The following is a 12376-nucleotide window of genomic DNA, read 5'->3' on the forward strand; positions in this document are numbered from 1 at the left end:
AACGACACCTGAACCAGCTCCTTGGACCGTAGCGCCGACAAAACCGGAACCAAATCGCGCACGAAAACGTTGGCGCGTCGGTACACATTCAGGGATCCGGCAACGGGCGTCAACTTCAGGCCTTGGCTGTCACCTCCCGTAACCCATATTAAATGCGCCTAATACATGATATAGAGGTTCGTCAGCTCAGGGAGATAAACAATGAAAACGCTGATCGCATCATCACTGTTCGCCTTGGCGGCAAGCACGGCAATGGCCGCGGATGCCGTTTACGAAACACCCACGCCACCTGTGGCGCAGGAAGTGGTTCCGACCTTTACGTGGTCCGGCCCATACCTCGGTATTCAGGGTGGGGCTGGCTGGGCGAACGGGGATTTCTCCGCCGGCGGGCCCGTAGCGTCTGATAATTTCGATGGCGGTATTCTCGGCGTTTTCGCCGGTTACAATTATCAGTTCGACAACAACTTCGTTCTCGGTATCGAAGGTGACGTCGACTATAACTGGAACGACAACGATTACGCTGGAACGGAAATCGGCACCGATTGGCAAGGCTCCGTTCGCGGTCGCGTTGGCTACGCCTTCGATCACGCCCTGATCTATGCGACAGCGGGCTGGACAGGGACGCGCGGCTTCATCGACACGCCTGCAGGCAACGACAGCACCACCTTCAACGGTTATACCGTGGGTGCGGGACTTGACTATGCCTTCACCGACAATGTGTTCGCCCGGATCGAATATCGCTTCAACGACTACAGCGACAAGGATGTCCTCGGCATCAACACGGATCTCGACCAGCACACCATCAAGGTAGGCCTAGGTGTGAAATTCTGATCTGTCTTAACGGCATGCAACCACAAAGCCCGGCATCAGTCGGGCTTTTTTACGGTCGGATGGCTTTTAGAGATACCGGCACGGTCTTGCCGCAGATGAAATGCAAACAACCAACCATTCACAAACGGTTCAGCAGGTTCGTGCCATCATCCGGGCATAATGAGCCTCTATCTCCTGACGCAGGCTTATGGAGTAGCCCTGATGAAAAAAGTGATTCTTTCGACCCTTGCCGCGCTCGTCGCCACCGGCAGCATCCTCGTATCCTATGGGCCGGTTGCCGCGCAGGAATATCGTCCGCGCTACGACCGTGGCGGCCCGCCTCCCCCGCCCTACCGGGAACACCGTGAACATCGCCGCCACAACGATGGCGCAGCCATTGCCGGTGGATTGGCAGCAGGTGTTATCGGCGGCCTCATCGGCGGCGCGATCGCCAACAACAGCGGACCGCGCTATTACGAGCCGCCACCGCCGCCGCGTCCACGCTGCTGGTACGAAGATCGCCGCGTTCCCAACTCCTATGACGGTGGTTGGCACATGGAAACCATGCGCGTCTGCAACTGACCCGCACGTTACTGACCGGTCAGCCCAAGGCTGGCCGGCCCCCTCCCCGATAAAAATCACCCTCTCGCCAGCCATCACACCCCGCGCAAGTCCGAGGGAGGCGGTGCATTGAAGGCTCTACGCTGCCTGCAAAAGACCGACCGTAAGCCAGCCACTCGCACATACCGGAGTGCCGAAAAACACGTGCTCAGATTCGCGAAGGGTAAAAGGATAAATGGTGGGCCCGGAGGGACTCGAACCCCCAACCAAGCGGTTATGAGCCGCCGGCTCTAACCATTGAGCTACAGGCCCTTTCGGAACAGCAGTCCGAAGCACCGGTTTCGCAATGGTTCAAAACCGGCGGGTCACGCTCTAACCCATATTTCTTGAGCCGACAAGCCATTCATGCTGTCGCAACAGAAGGTTGCCGTAATAGCTTCACAATCTCTGGCAATAGCTGGAGAATGTCGCGCAAAAGTCTGCAGCGGTTTTGTGAGAACGGCATACGACAAATAAAAAGCTGACGCGCGGGGAGCTGATCTGACAGACCGTGACGCGCTTCAGCGCAGAGACACGATCAACGAGGAAACATCATGATGACAAAAACGGTCCGCCTTTTCGCCCTGACCGCGTTCACCGCAGCAACCATCATACCGCTTGCCGGCGCAGCGCTTGCGCAGGAAGCAGGCACGAAAGAAGCAACGATCAGCGTTTCTGGCGAAGGTCAGTCAGCAGTTGCACCGGATATGGCGATCCTGAGTTTCAGCGTCGTCAAGCAGGCGGAAACCGCCGCTGCGGCCCTGTCGGAAAACTCGAAGGCGCTGTCTGAAGTTCTGAAGGCGCTGAAGGCGTCGGCCATCGAAGACCGCGATCTTCAGACCAGCAATTTTTCCGTGCAGCCGCTTTACAAGCACTACGAGCCGAAGGATGGCGTCTACGTCGCCCCCGAAATCACCGGTTATCAGGTCAGCAACGGGTTGACGGTGCGTGTACGCGACCTCAAGAAACTGGGTGAAATCCTCGACACCTCGGTCAAGCTCGGCATCAACCAGGGCGGCGATATCTCCTTTACCAACGACAAGCCCGAAGCAACGGTGACGGAAGCCCGCAAACTGGCGGTCGCCGACGCGCTGGCAAAGGCAAAAACCCTGACCGAAGCAGCAGGGGTGAAACTCGGCCGCGTGATTGAGATCACTGAAAACACACCCCGCCCGATGCCGATGCCCCAGGGCGCGATGCGCGCCTCGATGATGAAGGAAGCCGATAGCGTGCCGATCACATCCGGCGAAAACAACTACAGCGTGGTCGTCAACGTCACCTTCTCCCTCGAACAGTAATAGGGACGTCTGCTCCGGCAAAGTGAAACCGAAAGGAGGCGCCTGTCGCCTCCCTTTTTTATGGCTCCACGCATGCCGTATATCCACGAACGGAAACGCCCCGCCTGACATTTTGCCAGACGGGGCGATCCATTTGATCCGCATGAGGGGGACGGGGATGGTTCTGCGGATCAATTCCTCATGAACGGCGCCGGATTAGCGGCGGATAACCGGGCAACCACGCTCATTGGCGAATACCACGCGATCACGGCCGTGGCGGTCGAAACCGGCGACAACGACGCGACGCGGCGACATATCGACAACGCGAGCACGGCGCAGGCCCATGCGGTTTGCCTTTTCTTCCGCAAGCCATGGTGCGCAACCGCGACGCGGGCCATCCGGACGGCCCCATCCATGACGCGCATCGCCGTGGTAGCCGTCACGAACCTGAATACTAAACTGCACATCAGGACCAGCCGATGCGACCGAGGCCGTTGCGGAAATTCCACCGAAGGCGATAAGCGCTGCAAGACCGGCTTTCGTAAAAGTGCTGAACATGATTCACTCCGTTTCGCTTTTCCGCCGACAGATAACCTGTCCAGCGATTGAGGAGACAATAGGATCCAGCGCCTGAACGGAGTCAGAACCGCATATTCAGCGAAGGTTCATGGTTGCCGCAGGAGTTGTGAGCGAAGCAGCGGCACCTATGGAGAAAGGTGAAGTACGATTTCGCGGCGATGCGGCTGATCGCGATGTTCAAAAAGATAAAGCCCCTGCCAGGTACCAAGTATCGGCTTCCCATCGCTGACGGGTATCCCGATCGAAACGGCTGTCAGAGCCGCCTTGATATGCGCTGGCATGTCGTCTGGCCCCTCCAGCGTGTGACTGACCCAGCGCATCGACGCATCGCTTGAAGGCGGAACGAGACGGCTGAAAAATAACCTCAGATCCCGTTTCACATCCGGATCGGCATTTTCCTGAATCAGCAGCGAACAGGATGTGTGCCGAACGAACACGGTCAACAGCCCCTCGTCCATGCCGCTTTCACTGACGAACCGTCTAGCCTCTGCGGTGAACTCGTACAGCCCCTGCCCTTTCGTAAGAATAGTCGTCTTCTTTTGAGGCACATTATTTCCTTCATATATCGGGAACCAAACACACGTTAAGGACGTTACATCCCATTATTTGGGGGTAGACCACCATCGGCACGTCTGTAATCGCGGGATAAGCCATCCGGCAAGCAGGCGTGTTGCATAAAGGGGAAGGACAACAGATGCTCATGAATGATAAAATCCCCTCCCCTGGAGAACGGGTTCAGTCTTTGTATCCGGCAACGAAAACGGATGCGAAAGACTGACATATGGCATCCACGGATTATCAGGTCGATCTGACGAACTGCGACAAAGAACCCATCCACATTCCCGGTTATATTCAGCCGCATGGCTGTCTGATCGCCTTCGACACTGCCATGCGGGTCACGCTTCGGCACTCGGAAAATTGCGCCGAGATGCTGGGCCTCGAAGGAAACATCAATGGCAGGTCCGCGGAAGAGGTGCTTGGTGCAAAGCTCACGCATGATCTGCGCAATGCACTCACGGTAACGGGCAGATCCATCCGCCCGTCGCTGCTGCCCGGCATCAAGACCAGCAGCGGGAAAATCTTCGATATTGCACTTCACCGGCACAAGTCGGTCACGATCGTGGAATTCGAGCCGTCACGCTCCGAAGCCCAGCCGCTCGGCACGGCCCGCAAGATGGTAGACCGAATTCGCGAGGCCGACAGTGTCGACAGTCTTATATCAAGAACAGCACGACTGATAAAGGCGACGCTCGGTTATGACCGGGTGATGATCTACCGCTTCGAGGAAGACGGCTCCGGAAAGGTTGTTTCGGAGGCCAAGCAACCCGAGCTTGAAAGCTTCCTCGGCCAGTACTTTCCCGCCAGCGATATCCCTCAGCAGGCGCGAACCCTCTACCTCAAGAACACGCTGCGCATCATTTCCGATGCGCGGGGTACTCGTGTTCCCGTTCTTCCGGCGCTCGATGCGTCAGGGGAGCCGCTTGACCTCTCCTTCGCCCATCTGCGCAGCGTTTCTCCAATTCACCTGGAATATCTGCGCAACATGGGTGTCGCGGCCTCCATGTCCATTTCCGTTATCGTGGACGGTGCCTTATGGGGGCTGATTGCCTGCCATCACTATTCGCCGCGCATCCTGTCCATGCAGGTCAGGATTGCCGCAGAAATGTTCGGCGAATTCTTCTCCATGCATCTCCAGGTTCTCAAGCAGAAGCGGCGCCTGAATACGGTCAATCAGGCCCATGGCGCGCTGGACCGTTTTCTGCGCCTTGCCGCTCACCACTCCAATATCGAGGAGCTGCTGGTCGATAGCTTTCAGGATTTCTCCGACCTCATGCCTTGCGATGGCGTCGGGCTGTGGGTGAATGAAAACTGGCACGGCCACGGCAGCGTTCCACCGGACAATGCCATTCCCCGCCTCGCCCGCTTCGTTTCTTCCGTCGCAGAAAACAAGGTCTGGGCAACCCACGCCCTTTCACAGGCAATACCCGAAGCGGAACCCTATGCACATCTTGCCGCCGGGGTGCTGGCGATCCCGCTTTCGCAGGTCAAGAACGACTATCTCCTGTTTTTCCGCAAGGAAATCGTCCAGACGCTGAACTGGGCGGGCAACCCGGAAAAATCCTATGAAACGGGACCGATGGGCGACCGTCTGACCCCGCGCAAGAGCTTTGCCATCTGGAAGGAAACGGTCAGTCTACAGGCGCAACCATGGTCAGAATCGGACCGGGAAATTGCCGAGGCGGCAAGGATCGCGCTGGTCGAGGTTGCTTTCCAGCACAGCGAACTGATGGCGGGCGAACGCGACAGGGCCGAAGTGCGCCAGCGCATGCTGAACGAGGAGCTGAACCACCGCGTCAAGAACATTCTGGCGATCATCAAGTCGCTCGTAGGCAATCCCTCACAGGACGGCAAGACGCTGCAGGAATATGTCGCGGCCCTCAAAGGCCGCATTCAGGCATTGTCCTTCGCCCACGACCAGATCATCCGCGGTGAAGGTGGCGGTGCTCTTCGCGACCTGCTGGAAGCGGAACTCACGCCACATCGCTCTCCGGCGACCGTCGTGTTGCTGAACGGTCCCGAGATCACGCTGGATTCCCGCGCGTTCTCGGTGATGGCGCTCGTTCTCCACGAACTGGCAACGAATGCGGCCAAATATGGGGCGCTTTCTCCGCACAACGGCAACCGCCTGGAAATAAGCTGGGAAATGGACGGCAACCATGATTGCCGCATTCTGTGGCGTGAAACATTGTCCGGCCCCTTGGCCGCGCCATCGCGTGCCGGGTTCGGCACGGCACTCATCAGCCGCAGCATTCCCTATGATCTTGGCGGGCGCAGCAGCATCCGCTACCACCTGGACGGGCTTGAGGCTGAGCTGATCCTGCCTGCACGCAACATATCCGTGAAAATGTCCTCTCTGTCACCGCCGACAAGGAGTGAAATATCCGGTTCGAGGAAAATCCATGATCGGGAGGAAGCATTGAAAATACTGCTTGTGGAAGACCAGATGCTGATTGCCATGGATGTCGAGAACATGCTCGAAAACAACGGCATCGAACGCATCGAAACTGCAACGTCATCGGCAATGGCCATCGAAAAGCTGAAAGCCTATCTGCCGGATATCGCCATCCTGGATATCAACCTCGGCTCGGACACATCCATTCCCGTGGCCAAGGAACTGCACAGGCGCGGAATCCCCTTCATGTTTGCAACCGGTTATGCCGATGGCGTCATGGTGCCGGAAGAATTCTCCAGCGCTCCGATCATCCGCAAGCCCTATGACGAGGACGCCCTGATGTCCGGCATTGGTCTGTTGATCGACAGCATGGAAAGAGCCTGAACAGAAGGGGCATCAGCGCAGTGCGGCCAGCCCTCGCTTTGCCGCATCGGCTTTTGTAACGGCGCCACCGATTTTGAAGCGAAAGGCTGTCACGGCGTAGTTTTCAACGTCGACTTCGCACTGGAACGAAATATCGTGCCACTGACTGCCGACATTGAAAGCGCCGCCCGTCGCGTCGAGCCTGTTGTCTGAAATCAGGCCACCTTTATCCGAAAAGGGCACCATGCCCTGCAGCGCAAACCCGGCGTTCTGAACCTGCGCGATCGCCTCGCTGCTGCAAAGCTGTACGATGCGTCGCCTCGGCGGCAACTCTCCGAACATATGCCGCCTTTGCGCTGGCGATAACATCGTTGAAGACAAGACGCTCTTTGCCGCCGGAAGCTTCTCGGCATTCTGCCTGGCAGCGTCGTCGGCAGGCTTGTCTTCCACGGGTTTCGGCTCCGGCACCGGTGGCTTTTCCGGCGGCGCATCTTCGGTCGGCGCGAGGGATGCGGCGATCTCGCCATCCTCAGACTGGGACGCCAGATCGCTGTTCCGGGCCTCTTCGGTCTTCTCCTCGGTGGCGGGCTTCGGCGGTGTTTCTGGCTCCGCGTCCGCCTTCTCCGGCTCCTCGACCTTGCCGGGTTTATCGACCGGATCGTTTTGCGCCTCCTCCGGCCGCATCGCAATCGACGGCAGGGTCGGCATCAGCGGTGGCGATTGAGGCGTCTCTTCGGCGGCAGGTTGCGGTGGCGGTGGCTGAGGCTCTTCCTTGGCCTGTTCCTCCGTAGCTTGCTGCTGCCCCTCCGGCTTTTCCTCGCCCGCTTTCTGCTCTTCAGGCGGCGGAACGAGATCGACGCTGATACTTTCCGGCTCCTGCGGTTCGGCCATCCGTTCAGGCAACTGAAAAAAGAAAGCTCCGACCACAAGCAGATGCAGCAGCACGGAGGCAGGTATTGCCCACCCCCCTACCCGCCTTTTGCTTGCTGGCACATTCTCTTGCATCGCTCACGCCCGAATCCTGTACGGCCTTACACATAAGCCTTGTCACGAAGTTCGCCAGTGCGCGAAACAAAAAACCCGGCCAGACACTCTGACCGGGTTCAATTTCACGGGAAGCGAAACGCTTAGCTGTCGAGGAACGACCGCAGCTTGCGCGAGCGGCTCGGATGCTTCAGCTTACGCAACGCCTTCGCCTCGATCTGACGGATACGTTCGCGGGTAACCGAGAACTGCTGGCCGACTTCTTCGAGCGTATGGTCGGTGTTCATGCCGATACCGAAGCGCATGCGCAGCACGCGCTCTTCGCGCGGCGTCAACGATGCTAGAACGCGGGTCGTCGTCTCACGCAGGTTCGCCTGAATGGCGGCGTCGATCGGCAGAAGCGCATTCTTGTCCTCGATGAAGTCACCGAGATGCGAATCCTCTTCGTCACCCACAGGCGTTTCGAGCGAGATCGGCTCCTTGGCGATCTTCAGGACCTTGCGGACCTTTTCGAGCGGCATTGCGAGCTTTTCGGCCAGTTCTTCCGGCGTCGGCTCGCGACCGATCTCGTGCAGCATCTGGCGCGAGGTACGAACGATCTTGTTGATCGTTTCGATCATGTGCACCGGGATACGGATCGTGCGGGCCTGGTCGGCAATCGAACGGGTGATCGCCTGTCTGATCCACCATGTCGCGTAGGTCGAGAACTTGTAACCGCGACGATACTCGAACTTGTCGACGGCCTTCATCAGACCGATGTTGCCTTCCTGAATGAGATCGAGGAACTGCAGACCACGGTTGGTGTATTTCTTGGCAATCGAGATCACGAGACGCAGGTTGGCCTCGACCATTTCCTTCTTGGCGATACGGGCTTCACGTTCGCCCTTCTGCACCATGGAAACGATGCGACGGAATTCGGCGATGGAAATGCCGGTTTCGGTCGAGAGGTTCTGAATTTCCTGACGGATTTCCCGGATCGTGTTGCTTTCCTCGCGGGCGAATTCCTTCCAGCCGCGAGCAGCGAGATTGGCAATCGACTTCATCCAGTTCGGATCGAGTTCGGCACCGTGGTACTGCTCGAGGAAGCTGTCGCGCTTGACGCCGTAGGATTCGGCCAGACGCAGCAGACGGCCTTCGTTCTGCATCAGACGCTTGGAAATGTCGTAAAGCTGCTCGACAAGCGAGTCGATACGGTTCTGGTTCAGCGACAGCGACTTGACCGCCGTGATCAGCTGATCCTTCAGTTCCTTGTAGCGACGCTCCTGACCGGAAGACAGCGTACCCGTGCAGGCAAGACGCGCCTCGACCTGCTGATCCTGAAGCTTGCGCAGCTTCTTGTAGGTATCCGCAATGGTATCGAGCGTTTCCATGACCTGCGGACGCAGTTCGGCTTCCATCGCAGCGAGCGAAAGGTTCGACTCGTCGTCGTCCTCTTCTTCCTCTTCCGGCGGAAGACCGTCCCCACCGACGTCAGTCACGTCCTCATCACCGGACGGCGCACGCAACTTGCGTGTCTTTTCCTTCTCTTCGGCAGCCTTGCGGTCGGCTTCGATCTTTTCCGGACTCTGGAACTGCGGCGCAGCCTTGGCTTCCGGACCGGAATAGGTCGTTTCGAGATCGATGATCTCGCGCAGAAGCGTCGTGCCTTCGTTCAGTTCGTCGCGCCAGATGATCAGCGCCTGGAACGTCAGCGGGCTTTCGCACAGGCCCGATATCATCGTCTCGCGGCCGGCCTCGATGCGCTTTGCGATGGCGATTTCGCCTTCGCGCGACAGAAGCTCCACCGAACCCATTTCGCGCAGATACATGCGTACCGGGTCGTCGGTGCGGTCGGTCGGTTCTTTCTTCTTGGTCGTCGCAAGCGCGGTGCCGCCGGAAGGCGCCAGTTCGCCGCCTTCGGAATCGTCACTGTCGGAATCGTCGTCGCTGTCGTTGCTGCCAGCTTCTTCCGCTTCCTCATCCTCGATGACGTTGATGCCCATGTCGGACAACATGGCCATGGTGTCTTCGATCTGCTCGGACGTCACCTCTTCCGAGGGAAGGACGGAGTTCAACTCGTCCATGGTCACATAGCCGCGCTTCTTGGCGGCCTTAATCATCTTCTTGACCGCGTCATCCGAAAGATCGAGAAGCGGACCGTCCGTCGCACCGTCGCGTTCGTTTTCTGCTTCTTCGTTTTCTTTGACTTTGGTTGCCATCTATCTCGTCGCTTTCCCTGACGCTAACACCTGCTTCGCCGCCGCGCCGTCTGCCCTGAAGCATCCGGCTGTATGCCGCGAATCATTGTCAAACACCTAACGGAGTGATCTTTAATTGCCGATTAACCACGGCAGCCGCTGGCGGAATGCAAAGACAGTGCATCCTGAAATGCTTGCTCATGCAATTTCGATCCACCAAGGCCCAATCCACCTTATTTTCCTGAAACGGTGATTCCCGCTATTTCTCGCCCCGTCAAGTCTTTGAAGACAAGACAGACAAGGAAAATCTTAAAAAATGCCGCTTTTGCGGGTTATCACCAGACTATCCCCTATTTAGGATGCCTGCAGCAAAAGGCAACCCCACTTGCACTTTCAATTCGATGGCGCCACCGTTCAACCATGTCCGAAGGCTGGCCCCTTCACCCTGCCCGACATGACGCCGAACCCGTCGATGATCGCTTCCTGGTTCTCCATGCGACCAATTTCAAGCTGCACTTCCGCAAGCGCGCGCACGAGAAGCGTGCCGCGCTCATTATCGGTCGCGTCGGCGATTTCGCGCTCCAGTTCACGCTTCTGCCAGAGCAGCGACTTGGTGCGCTTGTGCAGGGAAAGTGCCTGCACATAGCCCTCGCGGGCATCTTCCAGCGCCGCCTTTTCCGTCGCCGTCCAAAGCCGCGCGTTGCGTACCTGCTGGTCCATGGCCTTCAGAAGCGGCTCGAACTCCTGCTGGCCCAACCGCTCCACCAGCCCTGCCCGCGATATATCCGCCGCACTCTCGGCCGCATAGGTCAGCACCGCCGACCACAGCCGCTGCAGATCGCGGTTCTCGTAATCGATGGCTGCGATCTCGTCATACTCCTCCAGCAGCAGTTCCGGATGGTTGACGATGGTGATGGCAAGAACGCTTTCGCGCAGCGAAGGCTTGGTCTGGTAGCCCTTGACCAGGCCGGACTGCGCCAGCCGGTCGGAAATCGTGCTGGAGGCAGCAGACATCGCCCCGCCTCTGCCTGACTGACCGCCGCGCTGGAAACCGCGACCGGAACCGCCCGCACCACCGTTTCGGCGGAACGTGTTGGCCGCATTGCCACCCTGCTGGAAACGCGGCTGGAAAAACCCGTTCAGCCGGTCCCGCATGTCCTGCTGATAAAAGCGGCGCACCGTCTCATCGGCGATAACGGCAACGATCTGCCGCAGGCGGCTTTCAAGCTGCGCACGTTTTTCCGGCGTATCGAAGGTAACGGACGAGGTTTCGCGGTTCCAGATCATCGCCGCCAGCGGCTTGGCTTCGGAAAGCACCCGATCAAAGGGCGCACGGCCCTCCAGCTTCACCAGATCGTCAGGATCCTTGCCATCGGGCAACAACGCGAAGCTGACGGAACGATCCGGCCTGATATGCGGCAGCGCCAGATCGGCCGCACGGTTTGCAGCCCGGATACCGGCGCCGTCGCCGTCAAAGCACAGGATGGGCTGCGACGACATCTTCCACAGCAGGTCGAGCTGGTTTTCCGTCAGAGCGGTGCCAAGCGGCGCAACCGCGTTTTCGACACCTGCCTGATAGAGCGCGATGACGTCCATATAACCTTCGACGGCAATCACCGTTCCCCCGGCCGCCTGCGAGGCCCGGCGCGCGCGCGCAAAATTGTAAAGGACGTTGCCCTTGTGGAAGAGTTCGGTTTCATTCGAATTGAGATACTTCGCCACAGCATCCGCCGCCATGGCACGCCCACCGAAAGCGATGACCTTTTCCCGCGACGACAGGATCGGAAACATGATGCGGTCGCGGAACCGGTCATAGGATACCGGCACATTTTCATGAATGACGAGACCGCAGGCCTCGATCTGCTCCTTCGGAACGCCCTTGCTGGCAAGATGCTCCTTCAATGCATTACGGCTTTCCGGCGCATAACCCAGCCGGAACGTCTCGATGGTACGCCCCGTCAGGCCGCGATCACGCAAATAGGCACGCGCCCGAGCGCCCGCAGCTGTCTGAAGCTGATCCTGAAAGAACAGCGTCGCCATTTCCATGACGTCTTGCAACGAGGTACGCTCACGCTCGCGCCGTTCCGCCTGCGGGTCGGGCTGAGGCATGGCAATGCCGGCCATGTCGGCAATCTGCTGAACGGCCTCTGGAAAACTCAAGCCTTCGAGGTCCGTCAGGAACCGGAAATGATCGCCGGAAACGCCGCAGCCGAAGCAATGGTAACGCCCCTTGCGATCCTCGCAATGGAAGCTCGGGCTCTTCTCGCCATGGAACGGGCAGCACGCCCAGTAGTCGCCACGGGACGTATTGGTCTTCTTCTTGTCCCAGGACACACGACGGCCGATCACATCGGAGATGTGCACGCGGTCGCGGATCTCATCGAGAAAAGAATTGGAAAAGCGCATGGGTTACCTGTTCGAGGCCAGTCTTTCATATAAGCGCACAAAGGCCGCAACACCAAACCCTAACGCGAACAATACCCGATATTCACAGGTGGCAGCGGCGCGAACCGCTTCCCCCATCCATCGCGTTCCGCCAATTTCGTGGCGATGCAAGATCACCAAAAATTATGTTTTTGTAATTTGAGTGTGCATCTGCGCGATTGTAAAACACCACCTACAGGCAGCGTTTA

The 12376-nt window shown here is 58.4% G+C and carries 9 protein-coding genes and 1 tRNA gene; 4 read left to right on the forward strand and 6 right to left on the reverse strand.

From position 1 onward, the window contains the following. Positions 1 to 201: 201 nt before the first annotated feature. Positions 202 to 831 carry a porin family protein gene (locus N7578_RS18965; protein WP_311111782.1) on the forward strand — a complete coding sequence of 210 codons (630 nt, stop codon included), beginning with the start codon at positions 202 to 204 and terminating at the stop codon, positions 829 to 831. Positions 832 to 1032: 201 nt separating this feature from the next. Beyond that, positions 1033 to 1392, forward strand: coding sequence for a hypothetical protein (locus tag N7578_RS18970; RefSeq protein ID WP_311111783.1), 360 nt, complete (start codon positions 1033 to 1035; stop codon positions 1390 to 1392). Positions 1393 to 1607: 215 nt separating this feature from the next. Here N7578_RS18970 and N7578_RS18975 read toward each other — a convergent pair. Continuing rightward, positions 1608 to 1683, reverse strand: a tRNA-Ile gene (locus N7578_RS18975). Positions 1684 to 1964: 281 nt separating this feature from the next. Between N7578_RS18975 and N7578_RS18980 the strand changes: the two genes are divergently transcribed. Further along, positions 1965 to 2708, forward strand: coding sequence for an SIMPL domain-containing protein (locus N7578_RS18980; protein WP_311111784.1), 744 nt, complete (start codon positions 1965 to 1967; stop codon positions 2706 to 2708). Positions 2709 to 2903: 195 nt separating this feature from the next. Here N7578_RS18980 and N7578_RS18985 read toward each other — a convergent pair whose 3' ends face one another. Together N7578_RS18985 and N7578_RS18990 are read right to left on the reverse strand one after the other, a co-directional pair. Then, the gene (locus N7578_RS18985) at positions 2904 to 3245 is read right to left on the reverse strand and encodes a hypothetical protein (RefSeq protein ID WP_311111785.1); all 342 of its coding nucleotides are present in this window, start codon (positions 3243 to 3245) and stop codon (positions 2904 to 2906) included. A 146-nt stretch (positions 3246 to 3391) separates the two neighbouring features. Further along, a complete protein-coding gene (locus tag N7578_RS18990; RefSeq protein WP_311111786.1) occupies positions 3392 to 3814 on the reverse strand; it encodes a secondary thiamine-phosphate synthase enzyme YjbQ in 423 nt (140 codons plus the stop codon). A 233-nt stretch (positions 3815 to 4047) separates the two neighbouring features. Between N7578_RS18990 and N7578_RS18995 the strand changes: the two genes are divergently transcribed. Beyond that, positions 4048 to 6603: an HWE histidine kinase domain-containing protein gene (locus N7578_RS18995; protein WP_311111787.1), complete on the forward strand. Its 2556-nt coding sequence runs from the start codon at positions 4048 to 4050 to the stop codon at positions 6601 to 6603. A gap of 12 nt (positions 6604 to 6615) precedes the next feature. Here the strand turns inward: N7578_RS18995 and N7578_RS19000 are convergent, their stop codons facing one another. The 3 genes from N7578_RS19000 to dnaG all read right to left on the reverse strand — a co-directional run bounded on the left by N7578_RS19000 (position 6616) and on the right by dnaG (position 12149). Then, positions 6616 to 7539 (reverse strand): DUF930 domain-containing protein, encoded by a 924-nt coding sequence (locus N7578_RS19000; RefSeq protein WP_422646733.1) that lies wholly within the window; start codon positions 7537 to 7539, stop codon positions 6616 to 6618. A 170-nt stretch (positions 7540 to 7709) separates the two neighbouring features. Beyond that, the gene (gene rpoD / locus N7578_RS19005) at positions 7710 to 9764 is read right to left on the reverse strand and encodes an RNA polymerase sigma factor RpoD (RefSeq protein ID WP_311111789.1); all 2055 of its coding nucleotides are present in this window, start codon (positions 9762 to 9764) and stop codon (positions 7710 to 7712) included. A 393-nt stretch (positions 9765 to 10157) separates the two neighbouring features. Further along, on the reverse strand, positions 10158 to 12149 hold the full coding sequence (gene dnaG, locus N7578_RS19010) for a DNA primase (protein WP_311111790.1): 1992 nt from the start codon (positions 12147 to 12149) through the stop codon (positions 10158 to 10160). Positions 12150 to 12376: the final 227 nt, after the last annotated feature.

This window comes from Agrobacterium tumefaciens (genome assembly GCF_031801495.1).
GTDB lineage: Bacteria > Pseudomonadota > Alphaproteobacteria > Rhizobiales > Rhizobiaceae > Agrobacterium > Agrobacterium tumefaciens_K.